We start from the raw sequence: 19281 nt of genomic DNA on the forward strand, positions 1-19281 counted from the left end.
CTTAACCTTTTTTAACGAAAACACTAACAGTTAGGAATATTTTTTGATTAAATAAAACACTGATAATCAACAATAAAATCTCTATCTTTAAATATATAAAGATTAAAAGGTCTTTTATTTTTACTTTTATGATTTATATCATATAATTGGCACTTTATCCATTCTAACTTTGTAGTGTTCTAAAGCCAGAGAAAATTTAGAATTCAGTTATAAATGTAAAACAATGAATTTGTTCATTGAAACTTCAAACCAATAAAAATGAAAAGTGTAATTAAAATCACAACATTTTTGAGCATGCTACTACTAATTATTAGCTGTGGCTCAAAAGAGGAAAAAAAGACACCTGTAGAATCTAAACCTGTAAAAACAGAAAAACCTGTAAAAATTAACACTTCTGAAGAAGGTACGAATCTACACTATAAAGGAGTTGGAGAAATCAAATCAGTTGAACTAGGAGCAATTGATCAGAAAATGGCAGAACAAGGAAAAGAAATCTTCACAGCAAAATGTTCTGCATGTCACAAAATCGGAAAGAAATTTATCGGACCAGATTTACAAAACGTAATGAAAAGACGTTCGCCAGAATGGGTAATGAACATGATTTTGAATCCTGAAAAAATGACGAAAGAAGACCCAGTTGCGAAACAATTATTGATGGACTTCAACGGAGCTCCAATGGCAAATCAGAACTTGACAAAAGAAGAAACAAGAACTGTTGTTGAATACTTTAGAACTTTACAAAAATAGAATATAAAGTAAATATTATGAAGAAAATAAATGGTTTAATCGGTTTAGTTATTGCAGGTCTCGTGATGTTAACGAGTTGTAATAACTCTGAATCTTCTCCTAAAAAAAGTGGAGGAGCTTTGAAATCTTCAGCTGCTGAAAAAGTATATGTTGCTCCGGGTGAGCATGATGAATTTTATGCTTTTATTTCAGGAGGATTTAGTGGACAACTTTCTGTTTATGGTTTACCTTCAGGAAGATTATTAAAAGTAGTTCCTGTTTTCTCACAAGATCCAGAGAAAGCTTGGGGTTATAATGAAGAGACAAAACCAATGTTGAATACTTCGCATGGTTTTATTCCTTGGGATGATGCCCATCACCCAGACATTTCACAAACGAATGGTCAAGTAGATGGTCGTTATGTTTATATCAATGCCAATAATACACCTCGTATTGCAAAGGTAGATTTATCAACTTTTGAAACTACAGAAATTATTGAGGTTCCAAATAGTGCAGGTAATCACAGTTCTTCTTTCGTTACAGAAAACTCTGAATATGTTGTAGCCGGAACTCGTTTCTCTGTTCCTTTCCCACAAAGAGATATGTCTATTAAAGATTACAAAGGTAATTTTAAAGGTGCTTTATCATTCATCAAATTAGATGAAGAAGATGGAGGAATGGATTTAAGTTTCCAAATTATGATGCCAGGATTTAACTATGATTTATCGCACCCAGGACGTGGAAAATCTCATGGTTGGTTCTTCTTTACAACATATAATACGGAGGAAGCAAATACTTTATTAGAGGTGAATGCATCTCAAAATGATAAAGATTTCATCGCTGCAGTAAACTGGAAAAAAGCAGAAGAATATATCAAAGCTGGAAAATTTAAAACTGTTCCTGCAAACTATGCACACAACGTGTATGACGAAAAAACACATACTGCAACTTCTACAATGAAAAAAGAAGTTAGAATTTTAGATCCAGCAGAATGTCCAGGTTTAGTTTATTTCTTACCAACTCCAAAATCTCCTCACGGATGTGATGTAGATCCAAGTGGTGAGTATATCGTAGGTAATGGTAAATTATCAGCAAACTTAACTGTGCACTCTTTCACAAAAATGTTGAAAGCTATTGAAGATAAGAAATTTGATGGAGAAGCTTATGGAATTCCAATCTTAAAATTTGAAGATGTTTTAGCAGGAGTTGTAGAACAACCAGGATTAGGACCATTACATACAGAGTTTGATGGTAAAGGAAATGCTTATACTACATTCTTTATTTCTTCAGAAGTTGTAAAATGGAAATTAGATACTTGGGAAGTTATTGACCGAAAACCAACATATTATTCAGTTGGACACTTAATGATCCCAGGAGGAAATTCAAGCAAACCATTTGGTAAATATGTGATTGCGATGAATAAAATTACAAAAGATAGATATTTACCAACAGGACCAGAGGTTACACAATCTGCACAACTTTATGATATTACGGGAGAAAAAATGGAATTACTTCTTGATTTCCCTACAATTGGAGAACCGCACTATGCAGCAGGTATTCCAGCAGATTTAGTAAAACCAAGATCTAAACAATATTTCCCATTAGAAGAAAACGAGCATGAATATGCCGTGAAATCTGAAGCAGAAACTAAAGTTGTTCGTAAAGGAAATGAAGTTCATATTTATATGACAATGATTCGTAGTCACTTCGCACCAGATAATATTGAAGGTGTAAAAGTTGGAGACAAAGTTTATTTCCACGTAACAAACTTAGAGCAAGATTACGATGTTCCTCACGGAATCAGTGTAATTGGAGCAAACACTTCAGAGTTATTAATTATGCCAGGGCAAACAGAAACATTTGTTTGGGAACCTAAGCAGGTTGGTGTTTGGCCATTCTATTGTACAGACTTCTGTTCTGCACTTCACCAAGAAATGCAGGGATATGTTAGAGTTTCGCCTAAAGATTCTGACATTGACTTAAGCTGGACTCTAGGAGAATAAATTAAAATTCAATCTCAAGAACTCTGGAAACAGGCGGTAAAACGCCGCCTGTTTTCTTTAAAATGATGTTATTATGAAAATCTCAAAACTAATGATGATTCTTGGAGCAATCTCCATTTTAGGATTATTCGTTTTTCCTCTTTGGAGAATTACATTAGAAGCTCCTCAATATCCAATTCCTTTGGCAATGGATATCTACATCAATGATTTTGCGGATGTTCATCCACATGATATTAAAAACATCAATTTGATGAATCATTATGTTGGAATGCAATATATCCCAGAATCTATTCCAGAGTTTACCATTTTCCCAATCGTTATTGCAGCGATGTCTATTTTAGGAATTGCTGTAGGATTTATCGGAAAGCACAAGTTATTCTTAGCTTGGTTTATTTTGATGCTAGTTTTAGCACTTGCAGGAATGTATGATTTCTATTTGTGGGAACACGATTACGGTCACAATTTAGATCCGCATGCAATTATGAAATTTACGAATAAAGATGGTTCCATTATGGGATTTCAACCTCCTCTTTTTGGTTCTAAAGACATTCTAAACTTCAAAGCGCATTCGTATCCACAACTTGGAGCAGCTTTCTTAGCAGTCGGAATGGCATTATCTTTCTTTTCTTTTTTTGTTGGAAAGAAAAACAAATAACGATTAGATGATGTAAAAACTCGTTTAAGGTTTTAAAGCTCAATTCACCCTTGATTTTTAAACATTAAACAGTTTTTATTAAAAAAATAAATCACAATAAACTATAAAAATAACTTTTATTAGAACTAACATTTTAAGTCTTATAAATAAAAGTTTGAAAAACACACCCCTTGCCCCTCTCAAGAGGGGAATTTAAAAAAGGAAAAAATTGAATTGTGATAATTGTAAAAATTTAAAGTGAAAAGTGATGCGAATATTAATCATAAGTTTAGTCATGTTGTTATTTATTTCTTGTGAAGTAAAACAACAACCAATCGAATATGGAAGCGATGCTTGTCATTTTTGTAAAATGACCATTGTAGACAAACAACACGCTTCTGAACTTGTTACAAATAAAGGAAAAGCTTATAAATTTGATGCTATCGAATGTTTGGTTAATTATATCAATGAAGGTCAAATTTCTTCAGAAGATTTCGGACTTTTATTAGTTTCTAATTATCCAGAAAAAGATCATTTGGTAGATGCAAAAACTGCTACTTATTTGATTAGTGAAAAAATCCCGAGCCCAATGGGATATAATCTTTCTGCTTTTGAAAAGAAAGAAGATGCAACTGCAATGCAAAAAGCAAAAGGAGGACAAATTTTTACTTGGAATGAATTAATTGAAAAAATTAAATAACCAAGTTTTCTAGAATTGTTTTATCGCATTTTGAAAACATTTTTTTTATGGAATTGTGATAAAATTATAAAGCATTTTTTAAACGAATTAATACGGATAAAGATGAAAAATAAACGGAATGCTTTTAGGAAACTTACCATACTTTTTATTGGATTATTTTTTCTAAATCAATTTTCAAGTTTTGCTAAAACCATTGAAGTTTGCGAGTCTTGTGAGAATAAAAGTATAAAAGAAGCTGTTGCTATTTCGGAAGCAAATGATACTATTTTGGTAAAAAAAGGAACGTATCATGAATATAATATTGTCGTAGATAAACCGCTGACAATTATCGGAGAAAATTATCCAATAATTGATGGTGATTTAAAAGGAGAAATTATCACTGTAATTTCAGATAACGTTACGATTGACGGGCTTTTTATTATCAATGTAGGAACAAGTTATACGGAAGATTATGCAGCAATTCGAGTTCGAAGAAGTAAGAACTTTTTGATTCAAAATGTTGTTTTAGAAAGACTTTTCTTCGGAATTTATTTAGAAAAATCTAGAGATGGTAGAGTTTATCACAATAAAATAATTGGAGATGCAAAAGAGGAATATAATTCAGGAAATGGAATCCAATTATGGTATTGTAAGAATATAGAAATCGAGCATAATTTTATAGAACATGTTCGTGATGGAATTTACTTAGAATTCTCTGATTTCTGTACCATAAAAAATAATGTAAGTACACTAAATGTTCGTTACGGATTGCATTTTATGTTTTCGAATGATGATAGTTATGAAGACAATACTTTTGAAAAAAATGGAGCTGGAGTTGCGGTAATGTTTTCCAAACGAATCAAAATGTTGAACAATTCTTTTAGGGAAAATTGGGGTTCTGCTTCTTATGGTTTATTGTTGAAAGAAATCAATGATGCAGAAATTTCAGGAAATACTTTTGAAGAAAATACCATTGGAATCAACATTGAAGGATCCAACAGAGTTTTATATGAAAAGAATACTTTCTTGCAAAATGGTTGGGCTATCAAAGTTCGTGGAGCTTGTTATACCAATACTTTTACCAAAAATAATTTCTTATACAATTCTTTCGATGTTGCATATAACAGTAAAGTAAACGACAATGTTTTTGATAAAAATTATTGGAGTAATTATACTGGTTATGATTTGAATAAAGATGGAATTGGAGATGTTCCTTATCGTCCTGTGAAGTTGTTTTCTTATATCGTAAACGAAACTCCAGAAACGATTGTTTTACTAAGAAGTTTATTCATTGATTTGATTGATTTCTCAGAAAAAGTTTCGCCAATATTCACTCCAGATAATTTAGTAGATAAAAACCCTCTAATACGAAAAATGCCATGATAGAAGTTAGAGATTTACACAAGAAATTCGCAAAAAATAGGGTTTTACAAGGTGTAGAACTTTCTATTCCTAAAGGTGGAATTTTCACCGTTCTTGGACCAAATGGTTCTGGAAAAACAACTTTGATTAAATCCATTCTAGGAATGGTAATTCCAGACAAAGGAACTATCGAAGTTTTTGAACAAAATATTAAAAATAATGCTGCCTATAGAAATCAGATTAATTATTTACCACAAATTGCCAATTTCCCGAGTAATTTAAAAGTAAAGGAATTAATCCGAATGATTAAAGATTTAAGAAAAGATAGCGCAGATGAGAAAGAATTAATCGCTCTTTTCAAACTAGAGCCCTTTCTGAATAAAAAACTCGGAAACTTATCTGGAGGAACAAAACAAAAAGTAAATTTAGTTTTGACTTTTATGTTTGATAGTCCATTAATTATTCTGGACGAGCCAACTACAGGATTAGATCCGATTGCGCTTTTACACCTGAAAGAGCTGATTAATAAAGAAAAAGCGAAAGGAAAAACAATTATGATCACAAGTCATATTATGAGTTTTGTAGAAGATGTTTCAGACGAAATTGTTTTCCTTTTAGAAGGTGTTATTTATTTCAAAGGATCAATTCAGGCCTTGAAAGAAAAAACACAACAAGAAGATTTTGAACACGCAATAGCAACCATTTTAACAGATAATCATCATGCTTAAGATATTAAAATATAGTTTTTTTGACCTGATACGAAGCAGATGGAGTTATGTGTATTTCGCATTTTATCTGTTATTAGGTTTTGTTTTATTGTTTTTGAATAACGATTTATCAAAAGCAATCATCACATTAATGAATGTGATCATCATGCTTGTACCACTTATCGGAACTATTTTCGGAGTGATGTATTTTTATAATTCCAAAGAATTCACAGAATTACTTTTAGCACAACCACTAAAACGAACATCCATTTTTGTTGGGCAATATCTTGGGGTTGCAATTTCTTTAGCTTTAAGTTTAGCTTTAGGTTTAGGAATTCCGTTCGCTATTTATGGATTATTTGCCTCCACAGCAATTTGGAATTTTACCTTATTACTCGTTACGGGAGTATTTTTAACCTTCATATTCACAGCTTTGGCTTTCAACATTGCACTTTCTAATGAAAATAAAATCAAAGGATTCGGGTATGCAATTTTGATGTGGTTATTCTTAGCTGTGATATATGATGGGATATTTTTGATTTCTTTAATCATTTTTCAAGACTATCCGCTTGACAAACTATCCTTAGGAATGTCGATGCTAAACCCAATCGATTTGTCTAGGATTCTAATTTTACTAAAATTAGATATATCTGCACTTCTTGGTTATACTGGAGCAATTTTCAAAAAATTCTTCGGTTCCAACTTTGGAGTAATTATTTCTTTTTTAATGTTATTTATCTGGGTTGCATTGCCGATTTTGAGGATAGTTTTCAAAGCGAAGAAAAAAGATTTTTAGTTTATAAAACCTATTTTATAGTTTGATTTATTTTATTTTCTGATAACATTCAGAAAGACTGGTGCGAAAATAGTCTGAAACTTTCGGGTTTCAGACTATTTTTATTTTTAAAACTTCGTTGCTGGAGTCGCATCTTGAATAATTACAATTGCATCATAACCTTCAATAAACTTTTTAAATCTAGGATTTTCTAAAGCAGAGAATTCTGGAGTATTCGTGATTTTACTCAAATCAACGTACGTATATTTTGAATCAAAAACATCATAAAAATATTCCATCTGTTTTATTTTCTGAAGTGTTGTATTAGGCATAACTTTCAAGGGGCTTCCAGTTTCTCCTGTAATACAAATCACTGCTAAATGAAAAGATTTTTTCTTATTTTCTTTTGCATATTCAAACATTTGCTGCCCGATATCTTCGTTTTTATTACAATGATTTGCCCCAAAACGAAATAAAACCTTTTTACGATTAATGTGTTCCTTATAGTTATTTTTCAAATTCAATTTTAAATCTGAAACTCTCATTTCATGACTTTTTGCCCCACCTCTATAGATATTATTACTTCGATCTAATTTTTCAAAAAAAGAATTTTCCATTTTTTCTTTTTTCATATAATCATAATCCTTCACAAAAGTTTCTGAAATCAAATAAGGCATCGCTTGTTCTCCTTTAATCATTTTATCAAAACCTTGCTCCCAATTTTTAATTACAGTAGCATAAAAATCTTGAAGTTTCTCATCACTCGCATTTTCCTTATGATATCTATAAAGTGTAATATCACTCAAAGCTGAAATTTGATCTAAACCTAGAAAATCTACTTTGTTTTTAATTAAATTTTTCAAAAGCTGAAAATCTTCTTTATGCGAATAAAAAGAAATATTATTTCCATTTTCTTTTAACCAAACATTCAATTTATTTTCATCAGAATTTTCTATTTTTTCTTGTAAAACATCCGCCAGCATAGGCGAAACTTCCATCACAAAAGTTTTGTATTTTCCACGTTTTTGAACAGCATCAATAAATTCTGGAACCTCAGCATTAAAATGACTTTCACCAATCATAAAATAATCGGTTTCTTTTATTTTTTTCTCTAAGGTTTTCCAACCTTCTCCTTTGAATTTACCATCTGATTTTTTTTCAATTACAAAGCTATTTTCAAGGAGTAATTTTTTAAAATTTTCATTTTGAGCAAAAGTCAAAATTGGACACACTAAAATTGTAAGAAATAGTAGTCTTAAATAGTTGTTTTTATTCATTTTTTAGGTATTAAGTTTATATATTTAAATATAGTCTTAAAAACAAGTTACTTATAAATACTTTTTTAACACATTTTAAACTTTATTATGACTTACATTTTAAACCAAAACCAATACTTTTTATTTCAATCCTCTTTCATTTAATGATTTTTATATTTAAATTTAAGGTACTTATTTAGTACAACCTCATTTTATTTACACATTGTCTTATCGAAATATTTCGATTTTCTTTTATATAATTTAAATGAGATGAAGATGCATGTTGATTTTGAGAAAATAAATTATCTAAAAAAAGTAATTTCTCTACTCTTATTATTTTTTATAATCACACCAATATTTGCACAACAAAAAAAGAAAAATCCTTTTGAATTCTTTCTAGATTCAGAGCATAAACGTTGGGTAAAGATTGGAATGTATACACAATTCTGGGGAAGATATATTGATCTAAACCCTGGAAGTGCTATTGATGGTATAGAAAAGAAAGATATTTGGGATATTTCTATTCGTCGTTTTCGTCTTGGAGCACAAATGCAAGCTACTGATAAATTGTTTTTTGTTTTAAATTTTGGAACAAATAATATCAATCAAAATCTAAGAAAAGGAGCTAGTTTAAATATTCTTGATTTAAATGTCACTTATGAACTTAATGATTATTTTAATGTAGGTTTAGGAAAATCTAATTGGGATGGTTTATCTCGTTACACTTCTAGTAGTACGAGTTCTTTAATTGTTAGTGATGCGATTTCTGTTACGGTTCCCGTAAATGGTGTTTTAGATGATTCGGACAGAGAATTGAATGTTTTCTTTAAAGGAAAAGTAAAAAAACTAGATTATCGTTTGGCACTTTCTAAAGGTTTTTACACAGATAACGAATTTGAAAATGAACCAAACCCTATTGGAAATATTGCGAATTTCACAGATACTAAATCTAGATTTAAACTTTCCGGTTATTTCAAATATGAATTTTTAGACCAAGAAAGTAATAAAACTGCAACAAGTCCTGGAACGTATTTAGGTTCTAAAAACATTATGAGTCTTGGAGCTGGTTTTAGTCATTTGGGAGATGGACTTTGGTATTATAATAACGATAGACATATCACTTATGTAGACATGCAACTTTTTGCTGTAGATTTCTTTTTAGATTATGTGGTAAATAAAAGAAAAAATGCGGTTTTCACTTCTTATTTGGCTTTTTTCAATTATGATTTTGGTCCAAATTATGTTCGAAGTGTCGCTGTGAATAATCCTGTAAATTCAAGTTTAGGAAATGTTACGCTGAACGGAAGTGGAAATGCCTTCCCAGTGATTGGAACAGGAAATACTGTCTTTACTCAATTTGGTTTTCTAATACCAAATAAAAATTATCCAAACCAAAAACAACAGCTACAACCATATGTAAATTTTCAATTTTCAGACTTTGAATATCTAGCGGATGAAATGATTTATTTTGATTTTGGAATTAATTGGTTAATCAATAAACATAATTCAAAATTTACTCTAAACTTTCAGAATCGACCAATTTTTGTTGAAAGAAATAATGAACGTGTGGAAGATGAAAGAAAATGGAGTGTTTTGCTTCAATATCAATTTAAAATTTAATCTTTATAAATTATTAACCATATTAAAGCGTGTTTTTATTTATTCATCAATACTACAGATATCATTTAATATAAAAAAGATTCTATAGAAATCTTAGTGGGAAATTTCAAAATAGCGCTGTTTGGAATTTATCATTAATTCAACATAAAAACTACTTACTGTTTATCATCAAAAATTAATTAAGAGCACCTTAAAATAGTTTCATAAAAAAAACTATATTTGGTGAAAAAAATAAATGATATCTTGAATAAATTACATTTAAAATTGCTTAAAATATAATTCTCTATTCTAATAAGTAAATTTCTTAATTGAATTAATACTTATCTAAAAATATATCAAAATTGTTTTTTAGCTTATGAAAAGTAGCTTTTCAATATATAATATTGCTTAAAAGGGGAAACAAATTCTTAACGAAATATACTATTAATTCATTATTTTAAAAAATAAATTTTATGAAAAAACTATTAATTTTTTCTTTGCTTATTATTTCAAATTTTGTTCTAGCACAATCCGAGTCTACAACAAATTTAACCGTAAAAGAAAGCATCGAATACAAGGAAAAAATAAATTCTATTGACATCTTAGCAATACATACTTCTGAATCAGGAAAAACTGCAATTGCTAGAAATGGAAAGAAGAATATTTTTTTTGATATTTTTGATAATAATCTTAATAAAACCTTTTCTAAGACTATAAAAAGCAACCGAAAAGAAAAATATGTTGGTGATTTATACTATAATAATCAATTAAAACTTTTCACAGTATATGCACCGAAAAAAGACGAACGTATTTTATATTGTCATACATTAGATTTAAATTCTACTTCTTATACAAAAACTGTTATTTTTGAAACTACTGTGGAAAAAAAACAAAATTTATTTGGTTCCAGAAAAAATCATAATACTTCTTTTTCTTTATCTCCAAATGGTAAATATTTTGCAATTGCAACAGATAACATTCGTAAAAACAAAAACTCTTACACAATTCGTGTTTTTGATGCAAAAACTGAAAAACTAATTTATACAAAAGCTTACCAAGAAGATATTGAACGTTATTTTATTCATAATGATTTATTTATTGATAATGATGCAACTACTTATTCTTTAGGTAAATTATATTTAAACGATCGTGCTAAAGAAAAGTCGAAAGGAGAGGCAAATTACCAATATATCCTAAATAAAATCTCAAAAGAAAAGAATGAAGAATTAGTAATTGATTTAAAAGAAAAATATATCCAATCTTTAAAAATTTTTCAAGTTAAGGAGCAACTTCAATTGTATGGTTTTTATTCAGAATTAAAAGCTAATCGAATAAAAGGAGGTTGTAGTTTTATAATAAACAAATCGAATCTCAGCTTACAATCTTTAAAATCAAAAGATTTACCTAAGAAAGTTTATGAGGATTTATATGGTTATAGAACAGCTAAAAGAAAAAATAAGAAAAAGAAAGAACTTAAAAACTTTTATATTGATTATATATTGAAAGATAGTAAAGATGGTGTTTATTTAATCGCAGAAGAATTTTTTACTACAACTAGATATGTTAATGCGGGTGTAACAGCAGGAGGATATTATGAAACGATATATCATTACGACGATCTTCTAATTTTAAAATTTGATTCTGCTGGAGATTTAGCTTGGGGTAGAAGTGTTTTTAAAAGAGCTGACACACCTTCTTATAATGCTTTTTTAAAAGATGAAAAATTACACATTATTTTAAATTCTGGTAAAAATTTATCCAAAAAGAAAGATGGAAGAACAAAAATATCTAAAGGTTTTTTTGAGTCTTCTGCTTTGTATGATTTTGAATATTCATCAGACGGTAAAGTTTCTTATAATAAAATACAAGATAATAAAGGAAAAAAATATTATACTCCTTATTATGGAACATACCAATCCGAACGTTTTGTAATGATGAATTCTAGAAAAAAGAAAAAAACTTTTATGATCTTAGAATAAGATATTTGAGTCTGTTTAAATTTGAATAAATCGTTTTCTGCTTTTTATTACTTTTGAAACATCTGTTTTTAAAAAGAAATTTAAACAGACTCTTTCAATAATCATTCAACTTTCTTAAAAATTTACAACATTTCTCATTACATATGAGGGCGTTTTTTTATCATTCCTCCTTTTGTATCTTTTACACTATTCATAACAATAAAAGCATTCGGATCAATTTGATTTATTTCTCTTTGAAACTTGGATACTTCCAGCCTAGTAATCACAGTATATAAAATCGAAACTTCTTTATTTTCTTTGCTATAACCACGAACTCCTTTATAAATCGTTACAGCACGTTTCATTTCATGAATAATATGCGTTCGAATTTCTTCACTATGATCTGAAATAATAGTAATTCCAGTATATTCTTCTATTCCTTCTAAAATAAAATCAATTGTTTTAGAAGCTGTCAAATAAGTCAAAATCGCATAAAGTGCAATCTCAATAGAAAGCACATAAGCTCCAAAACCGAAAATCACCACATTAAAAATCAACACAAAATCACTAATTTTCATATTGAATTTTCTACTTAAATAAATTGCCACAATTTCAGTTCCGTCTAGCACAGCTCCTCCTCGTATGGAGAGTCCAATTCCTAAACCGAGAAAAAATCCACCAAATGCTGCAATCAGAACTTTATCTGAAGTAACTACAGGATAATGGATAAAATGAATAACGGTAGCTAATGTAACAATAGCAATTATACTCTTTATAGCAAAAGTTCTTTCGATATGGAAAAATGCCAAAATTATAAAAGGAACATTCAATAAAATAAGATAAAGTGAAACAGAAATCCCTGTAACTTCTTTTAATAAAAGTGAAATTCCGGTTACCCCTCCATCAATAAAAGAATTTGGAAGTAAAAATCCTTCTAATCCAAATCCTGCAGAAAGAATTCCAAGAATTATAAAAGTAGCATCCGTTAAAAAGCATTTTAGTTTGTATCGAACTTTTGACATTTTTTCTTTTGGGTTTTACTTAAAATTACAAAGAATCTATTTCTCTAAATATTAATTACTTATTAAAAAAGTATTCCAGCATTATATTTTGTATCTTATTATTTCCAAATTATTTTCTCATGAAACGAGATCCAAAATTTATTATCGAAGGTCCAATCAATAAAGTTTTATTCAAACTTACTTGGCCTATGGTTTTTGGTATCATGGGAATCTTCATCTTCAATCTTATTGATACTTTTTTCATTGGTAAACTAGGAGTAGATAATCTCGCTGCAATTAGTTTCACTTTTCCAGTAGTTGCTTTTGTTGGAAGTGTTGCTATGGGAATTGGAATTGGAGCTGCAGCAATCGTATCTAAAAAATTCGTTTCCGAACCGAGAGAAGAAGTTCGAATTTTTGCTTTTGAAACCATACTTCTTGCTCTTTTTGCTGTTTTTATTGTGATGATTATTGGTTTAAATACTATAAATCCTGTCTTTAAATTGTTAGGAGCAAAACCAGAAGAATTAATTCTAATTAATGACTTTATGTCTATTTGGTATTTTGGCACTATTTTTTTGGTAATTCCTCTTGTGGGAAATGGAATTATTCGTGCTACAGGAGATACTTTCACACCAGGAATTGTAATGATGGTTTTTGCAATTTTCAATGCCGCTTTAGATCCTTTTCTAATTTTCGGGATAGGTCCTTTTCCAAAATTAGGAATCAAAGGTGCTGCAATTGCAACCGTTTCAAGCCGAGCAATGATTTCTATTTTTTGTCTATATCTTTTAATCAAACGAGATAATCTTCTTCATATTCATTTTCGAAGTTTTTCTAAAATATTAAATACTTGGAAAAAGATTTTCAGTATTGCAGGGCCATCAGCTATTGGTTTAATTATAACTCCTCTTTCTATTGCAATTGTTACTAAAATTATTTCTGTTTTCGGTAAAGAAGCTGTTGCAGCTTTCGGAATTGTTTCTAAAGTGGAATTATTTGGTTTAATCTTAATAACTGCACTTTCTTCTGTCATGACTATTTTTACTGGACAAAATTTCGGTATGCGAAATTGGAAAAGATTGGAAATTGCAACAAGAAACACCGTAATTTTCTCTCTAATTATGGGAGTATTCTTATTGATTTGTTATAAAATTTTTGCTAGAGATATCGGTAAACTTTTTAGTACAGATACGGAAGTTGTAGAAATCACTGTGCAATATTTTGGAATTGTTTCTTTTAGTTATGGTTTTCAAGGAATTTTCCAACTGAGTTCAGCAATTTTTAATGGTTTAAACAAACCTCTCAATTCTCTTTCGATTGTAATCATTCGAATGATTGTTTTATACGTTCCTCTTACCTACATTCTTTCTAGATTAATTGGAATCAAAGGTATTTTCTGGGGAGTTTTTGGAGCAAATATTCTGGTTGGAATTGTAAGTTATATTTGGATTAAAAAATATATTCAAAGACAACATAACCTTAGCTAGTTCCTATTTTCTCCAACATTCCTTTGAAAATAAATCCATGAAAAGGCAAAACACTGTACCAATACAATCTTCCAGAAATTCCTTTTGGACGAAATGTTGCTGTTTGATGTAAAATATTTTGATCACAAACTTTAAACTCTAGCCAAGCTTCTCCTGGAACTTTCATTTCTGCAAAAAGTAATAATCTTCTTTCTTCTTTGTTTGCATAAATTACTCGCCAGAAATCTAAAGTATCTCCCGCATGTAATTCTGTCGGATTTGTTCTTCCTCTACGAAGTCCAATTCCTCCGACCATTTTATCCATAAAACCACGAATTTTCCACAACCAATTTCCGTAGTACCAACCATGCTTCCCTCCTATTTTCCAAATATTTTTTACAACTCTATCTGAATTATCAATTTCCATTTTTCTTTTATCTACAAAACAACCAAAAGTTGGAACTTGCACATAATTAGAAATATTTTCATTGAAAAGTCCGCTAACTAAAGAATCTTTCCAACTAGAAATAATATGCTGTTGCTCAATTCTGTCAAAAGCTAATTGAATTGCCTCTTTATAAGTCAAAGGTTTTATTCCAAAATAATCCAAAAGATTTAATTGATCTGGATTACAAACAACCTCTACTTTCATACTTTCCACCAAATTCACCGCAAGATTATAAGAAGTAGAAGTCACAAAATACAACCAATAAGAAGAAAGTTTTGGTGTCATTACAGGAAGAATTAAAATATATCGTTTTAACCCACGAACTTCTGCGTATTGTTGCAACATATCTTCATAAGTCAAAACTTCATTCATTCCTACATCAAAACTTCCATCATAGACTTTTTCACATAAAATACATTTTTGCAAAACTGTCAACATATCACGAATTGCAATTGGTTGCGATTTCGTTTTCAACCATCTTGGAGTTACCATCACAGGAAGTTTCTCTACCAAATCACGAATAATCTCAAAAGAAGCACTTCCTGAACCTATAATAATTCCAGCTCTTAGTGTTGTGAGATGAAAAGTTCCTTGATTTAAAACTTCTTCTACATGTTTTCTAGAAATCAAATGTTTAGAAAGATGTTTTTCATTAACAATTCCACTTAGATAAATTACCTGTTCACATGAAGTCGTATTGATATAATCTCTAAAATTTTCCGCAGATTGAATTTCTAAAGATTCGAAATCACCAGAAGTCGCACTCATCGAATGAATCAGATAAAAAGCAACATCAATATCTTGTGGTATTTGTTCTAAAGACTTTTTATCTAAAAAATCAACTTCAATTATTGTCACTTTTTCATCATCTACTTCTTCGTAAGGAAAACGATTTTTATCTCGAACCGTACAAATTACTTCATAGCCGTCTTCTTGCAAAAGAGGTAAAAGTCTTTTTCCAATATAGCCTGTAACACCTGTAAGTAAAACTTTTTTCATAGTTCTAGCTTTTTGATTTCTCGTTTAAAGTTAGAATAAATCTTAAGATTTTTTAGCTAAAGAAAAGTGAATTTTAAAAGGAAGGAAAGTTTAAAGCAAAAAAAAAGCGTCCCGAAGAGATATACGGGAAGCTTTCCATTGGCCTTAATAAAACCACGACATTATAAAAAATGCCAAAACAACACAACTAAACCGCTAATTATTTTGCGGCCTACAAAGATACGCTAATTTTACTAAGTTCCAAACATATCTCAAACAAAATTGAATCTCAAGTAGTTATCTTAATTTAAAAATGAACTTTTTCTAACGATTTATTAATTTTCAACTCATTTTGCGTTCAAAAAACACATAACAATAAAGTTTAAGTGTTAATTTTTTAAATATAACATAAAAATAAAGATTGTGATATTTTCACATATTTTGATACTTTTTTAATAAATCACAAAATACTTTCGAATTTTACACTCTTTATTATTTTATTACATCGTATATTTGCCCCTTATAAAGTTAAACGATTTTAAAAAATAGGCAAAAATGCAATTATCAGAACAAGAGATTGTAAGAAGAGAGTCACTTCAAAAACTTAGAGACTTAGGAATTGATCCGTATCCGGCGGCAGAATTTAAAACTACTGCATACATTAAGGATATCAAGGAAAATTTCGAAGGTTTTGAAGGAAAAGAAGTTGTTCTTGCAGGTAGAATGATGAGCCGTAGAATCATGGGGACTGCGTCTTTTGCAGAGTTAAAAGATTCTACAGGTCGTATGCAAATTTATATTAACAGAGATGAAATCGCTCCGTCTGAAGACAAAACACTTTACAATACTGTATTCAAGAAATTAATGGATATGGGAGACATTATTGGAGTAAAGGGTGAAGTATTCAAAACGAAGGTTGGAGAAACTTCTGTTAAGATAAAGGAATTAACTCTTTTGTCTAAATCGTTACGTCCTTTACCAGCTGTAAAAACAGATGCGGAAGGAAAAGTACATGATGCATTTTCTGATCCAGAATTGAGATACAGACAACGTTATGTAGATTTAATTGTAAATGATCACGTAAAAGATACTTTCATCAAAAGAACAAAAATTACAAACGCAATGCGTCAGTTCTTTAATGAACGTGATTATTTAGAGGTAGAAACTCCTATTTTACAACCAATCCCTGGTGGAGCTGCTGCTCGCCCATTCGTAACACATCATAATGCTTTAGATATTCCTTTATATTTAAGAATTGCGAACGAATTATACTTAAAAAGATTAATCGTTGGTGGTTTTGATGCTGTTTATGAGTTTGCGAAAGATTTCCGTAATGAAGGAATGGACAGAACACACAATCCAGAGTTTACTGTAATGGAACTTTATGTTGCTTACAAAGATTATAACTGGATGATGGGAATGACAGAAGAATTATTAGAAAAAGTAGCTGTAGAAGCAACTGGTAATTCTACTGTAAAAGTTGGAGAAAACGAAATTAGCTTTAAAGCACCTTATCCAAGAGTTCCTATTTTAGAAGCAATTAAAATCCATACTGGGTATGATGTTGCAGGAATGAATGAGGAAGAACTTCGTGAGGTTTGTAAAAAAGTAGATATTCCTGTAGATGAAACAATGGGAGTTGGAAAATTAATCGATGAGTTATTCGGAGAGAAATGTGAGCACCACTATATCCAACCAACATTCATTACAGATTATCCAAAAGAAATGAGTCCTCTTACAAAAGAGCACCGTTCGAATGATAGATTAACAGAGCGTTTTGAGTTAATGGTAAACGGAAAAGAATTAGCAAATGCTTATTCTGAGTTAAATGATCCTATTGACCAAAAAGAGCGTTTTGAAGATCAATTAAAACTTTCTGAAAAAGGAGATGATGAAGCGATGTTTATCGATCAAGATTTCGTTCGTTCATTAGAATACGGAATGCCTCCTACTTCTGGTATCGGAATTGGAATTGACCGTTTAGTAATGTTAATGACGAACAACGCATCTATTCAAGAAGTATTATTCTTCCCACAAATGCGTCCAGAGAAAAAACAAATCACAGTAGAATTAAAAGAAAATGAAAAAGTAGTTTTCGATATTCTTCAAAAAGCTGAGGAGAAAGTTTTATTAAACGAGTTGAAAGAACAAGCTGGGTTGAGCAACAAAGGTTGGGACAAAGCAATGAAAGGTCTTTCAAAACAAAACTTAATTAAGGTTTCTGTAGATGGAGATGCTAAATTTGTAGAAGTTACTGCATAATCCATTTTAAATTATAAAATTAAAGAGTAATCATTCATTTGGTTACTCTTTTTTTTGTCATAAAACTAAAATATTTACGTCTAAAGTAAAATGTTTATATTTACACCCTGATTTTTAGTTAACACCCACACGGAATACTCATTATTAAACTAATTATTATTACATGAAAAAAATTACCCTTTTGATTACTCTTATATCTTCATTTGTTTTTGCTCAAGATCCCACGATTACGGGTTTTGTAGAAGAAACAAGTTTGGATAATCTTACAACTTACGTTCGAGAATTATCTGGAGAAGATCCTACAACAATTTATGGTGAAAACGTTACTATAGAACATAGAGTTAGTAATTATAACAACAATTTATCTGCAGATTATATTAAAGAAAAATTAGAAGATACAGGACTGACTGTTACGGTTCAAAACTATTCAAACTCTGGAAGAAATATTTATGCAACACAATTAGGTACTGTAAATCCTGATGATATTTTTATAGTTTCTGCACACTATGATTCTGTGTCTTATTATTGTGCGGATGACAATGCTAGTGGAGTTGCTGGAGTTTTAGAAGCAGCTAGAATTTTAGCAGATCAATGTTTTGAAAATACAATTATTTATGCACTTTGGGATGAAGAAGAAATCGGTTTAAAAGGAAGTGAGCATTTCTCGGATTATTTCTTTTCTCAAAATAAAAATATTGTTGGAGTTTTAAATATTGATATGATGGGATATGATGGAGATAATGATAAAGTTTTCGACATCGATATTAATAATAACGCTGTTTCTGGTCAAATCAAAGATGATCTTATTTCTTTAGTAGACACTTACAATTTAGATATTACTCCTTTAGTTGTAAACCCTGGAACTTACGCAAGCGACCATGCTTCTTTTTGGGCTAATGATTACGCAGCTGTTCTTCTAGGGGAATCTTGGGAAAACGATGATATCACTCCAGGTTACCATTCTTCACAAGATAGAATTTCTTTATTCAATATGCCTTATTTTCATGAAATGGGGAAATTAATCACTGCTTATTTGGCTACAAAAGGTATTTTATGTGAAGAAGATAATTCAGGTGGAGATGGCGATGGAAACGGCGATGGTGATGGTGACGGAGACGGAGACGGAGACGGAAATGGTGATGGTGATGGTGATGGTGATAACGTAAGTGTTGGAGAATTAGAAGATGTTAAAACTATTTTCTATCCAAATCCTACAAGAGATTCTTTTGCTATGGACTTTAAAACTGAAAAAGATAGAGAAATAAGTGTTTTTTCTATTACAGGAAAAGTAGTTTTAAATTTCAAAAGCAATCAAAAGCATCTTGAAATCAACTTAGAAAACCTTGCATCTGGAAATTATATTATTCAGATAAAAACTACAGATGGTAAGAAACTGAAACTTTACAACATTATTAAAAACTAAT

15 protein-coding genes are annotated in these 19281 nt (G+C 30.0%); 12 read left to right on the plus strand and 3 right to left on the minus strand.

The annotated features are described in order from the left end of the window. Nucleotides 1-258: 258 nt before the first annotated feature. The 7 genes from I0K12_RS01350 (at nt 259) to I0K12_RS01380 (ending at nt 6907) form a co-directional block, all read left to right on the plus strand. A complete protein-coding gene (locus I0K12_RS01350; protein WP_196885102.1) occupies nt 259-747 on the plus strand; it encodes a c-type cytochrome in 489 nt (162 codons plus the stop codon). A 17-nt stretch (nt 748-764) separates the two neighbouring features. Next, entirely contained in the window at nt 765-2729 is a 1965-nt protein-coding gene (gene nosZ / locus I0K12_RS01355) for a Sec-dependent nitrous-oxide reductase (protein WP_196885103.1), read from the plus strand. A 73-nt stretch (nt 2730-2802) separates the two neighbouring features. Further along, entirely contained in the window at nt 2803-3384 is a 582-nt protein-coding gene (locus I0K12_RS01360) for a hypothetical protein (protein WP_196885104.1), read from the plus strand. Nucleotides 3385-3631: 247 nt separating this feature from the next. Next, the gene (locus tag I0K12_RS01365) at nt 3632-4063 is read left to right on the plus strand and encodes a nitrous oxide reductase accessory protein NosL (RefSeq protein ID WP_196885105.1); all 432 of its coding nucleotides are present in this window, start codon (nt 3632-3634) and stop codon (nt 4061-4063) included. Between the two features lie 102 nt (nt 4064-4165). Next, nucleotides 4166-5425 carry a nitrous oxide reductase family maturation protein NosD gene (locus tag I0K12_RS01370; protein ID WP_196885106.1) on the plus strand — a complete coding sequence of 420 codons (1260 nt, stop codon included), beginning with the start codon at nt 4166-4168 and terminating at the stop codon, nt 5423-5425. After that, nucleotides 5422-6132: an ABC transporter ATP-binding protein gene (locus I0K12_RS01375; protein ID WP_196885107.1), complete on the plus strand. Its 711-nt coding sequence runs from the start codon at nt 5422-5424 to the stop codon at nt 6130-6132. The genes I0K12_RS01370 and I0K12_RS01375 overlap by 4 nt, the downstream gene beginning before the upstream one ends. Beyond that, nucleotides 6125-6907, plus strand: coding sequence for an ABC transporter permease (locus I0K12_RS01380; protein ID WP_196885108.1), 783 nt, complete (start codon nt 6125-6127; stop codon nt 6905-6907). Before I0K12_RS01375 ends, I0K12_RS01380 begins: the two co-directional genes overlap by 8 nt. A 107-nt stretch (nt 6908-7014) precedes the next feature. Here the strand turns inward: I0K12_RS01380 and I0K12_RS01385 are convergent, their stop codons facing one another. After that, on the minus strand, nt 7015-8163 hold the full coding sequence (locus tag I0K12_RS01385; protein ID WP_196885109.1) for a hypothetical protein: 1149 nt from the start codon (nt 8161-8163) through the stop codon (nt 7015-7017). A gap of 255 nt (nt 8164-8418) precedes the next feature. Here I0K12_RS01385 and I0K12_RS01390 point away from each other — a divergent pair, with 255 nt between their 5' ends. Together I0K12_RS01390 and I0K12_RS01395 are read left to right on the plus strand one after the other, a co-directional pair. Next, a complete protein-coding gene (locus I0K12_RS01390; protein WP_196885110.1) occupies nt 8419-9762 on the plus strand; it encodes a porin in 1344 nt (447 codons plus the stop codon). Nucleotides 9763-10214: 452 nt separating this feature from the next. Next, entirely contained in the window at nt 10215-11720 is a 1506-nt protein-coding gene (locus I0K12_RS01395) for a hypothetical protein (RefSeq protein WP_196885111.1), read from the plus strand. A 137-nt stretch (nt 11721-11857) separates the two neighbouring features. Here I0K12_RS01395 and I0K12_RS01400 read toward each other — a convergent pair whose 3' ends face one another. Further along, nucleotides 11858-12721: a YitT family protein gene (locus I0K12_RS01400; protein ID WP_196885112.1), complete on the minus strand. Its 864-nt coding sequence runs from the start codon at nt 12719-12721 to the stop codon at nt 11858-11860. A gap of 119 nt (nt 12722-12840) precedes the next feature. Between I0K12_RS01400 and I0K12_RS01405 the strand changes: the two genes are divergently transcribed. Further along, on the plus strand, nt 12841-14190 hold the full coding sequence (locus I0K12_RS01405) for an MATE family efflux transporter (protein ID WP_196885113.1): 1350 nt from the start codon (nt 12841-12843) through the stop codon (nt 14188-14190). On the opposite strand, the gene I0K12_RS01410 is transcribed toward I0K12_RS01405, so the two are convergent. Continuing rightward, nucleotides 14183-15616: an SDR family oxidoreductase gene (locus tag I0K12_RS01410; protein WP_196885114.1), complete on the minus strand. Its 1434-nt coding sequence runs from the start codon at nt 15614-15616 to the stop codon at nt 14183-14185. The genes I0K12_RS01405 and I0K12_RS01410 overlap by 8 nt on opposite strands. A 534-nt stretch (nt 15617-16150) precedes the next feature. Between I0K12_RS01410 and lysS the strand changes: the two genes are divergently transcribed. Both lysS and I0K12_RS01420 read left to right on the plus strand, forming a co-directional pair. After that, entirely contained in the window at nt 16151-17857 is a 1707-nt protein-coding gene (lysS, locus tag I0K12_RS01415) for a lysine--tRNA ligase (RefSeq protein WP_196885115.1), read from the plus strand. Between the two features lie 163 nt (nt 17858-18020). After that, on the plus strand, nt 18021-19280 hold the full coding sequence (locus I0K12_RS01420) for a M28 family peptidase (protein WP_196885116.1): 1260 nt from the start codon (nt 18021-18023) through the stop codon (nt 19278-19280). Nucleotide 19281 lies beyond the last annotated feature (1 nt).

This window comes from Aureivirga sp. CE67 (assembly GCF_015767245.1).
Classification (GTDB): domain Bacteria; phylum Bacteroidota; class Bacteroidia; order Flavobacteriales; family Flavobacteriaceae; genus Aureivirga.

Bases quoted from the DNA above. Each gene is read 5' to 3' on its own strand.
- I0K12_RS01385 (WP_196885109.1), bottom strand. From the start codon at position 8,163: ATGAATAAAAACAACTATTTAAGACTACTATTTCTTACAATTTTAGTG.
- I0K12_RS01390 (WP_196885110.1), top strand. From the start codon at position 8,419: ATGCATGTTGATTTTGAGAAAATAAATTATCTAAAAAAAGTAATTTCT.
- I0K12_RS01370 (WP_196885106.1), top strand. From the start codon at position 4,166: ATGAAAAATAAACGGAATGCTTTTAGGAAACTTACCATACTTTTTATT.
- I0K12_RS01360 (WP_196885104.1), top strand. From the start codon at position 2,803: ATGAAAATCTCAAAACTAATGATGATTCTTGGAGCAATCTCCATTTTA.
- I0K12_RS01350 (WP_196885102.1), top strand. From the start codon at position 259: ATGAAAAGTGTAATTAAAATCACAACATTTTTGAGCATGCTACTACTA.
- I0K12_RS01365 (WP_196885105.1), top strand. From the start codon at position 3,632: ATGCGAATATTAATCATAAGTTTAGTCATGTTGTTATTTATTTCTTGT.
- I0K12_RS01405 (WP_196885113.1), top strand. From the start codon at position 12,841: ATGAAACGAGATCCAAAATTTATTATCGAAGGTCCAATCAATAAAGTT.
- I0K12_RS01375 (WP_196885107.1), top strand. From the start codon at position 5,422: ATGATAGAAGTTAGAGATTTACACAAGAAATTCGCAAAAAATAGGGTT.
- lysS (WP_196885115.1), top strand. From the start codon at position 16,151: ATGCAATTATCAGAACAAGAGATTGTAAGAAGAGAGTCACTTCAAAAA.
- I0K12_RS01380 (WP_196885108.1), top strand. From the start codon at position 6,125: ATGCTTAAGATATTAAAATATAGTTTTTTTGACCTGATACGAAGCAGA.
- nosZ (WP_196885103.1), top strand. From the start codon at position 765: ATGAAGAAAATAAATGGTTTAATCGGTTTAGTTATTGCAGGTCTCGTG.
- I0K12_RS01400 (WP_196885112.1), bottom strand. From the start codon at position 12,721: ATGTCAAAAGTTCGATACAAACTAAAATGCTTTTTAACGGATGCTACT.
- I0K12_RS01395 (WP_196885111.1), top strand. From the start codon at position 10,215: ATGAAAAAACTATTAATTTTTTCTTTGCTTATTATTTCAAATTTTGTT.
- I0K12_RS01420 (WP_196885116.1), top strand. From the start codon at position 18,021: ATGAAAAAAATTACCCTTTTGATTACTCTTATATCTTCATTTGTTTTT.
- I0K12_RS01410 (WP_196885114.1), bottom strand. From the start codon at position 15,616: ATGAAAAAAGTTTTACTTACAGGTGTTACAGGCTATATTGGAAAAAGA.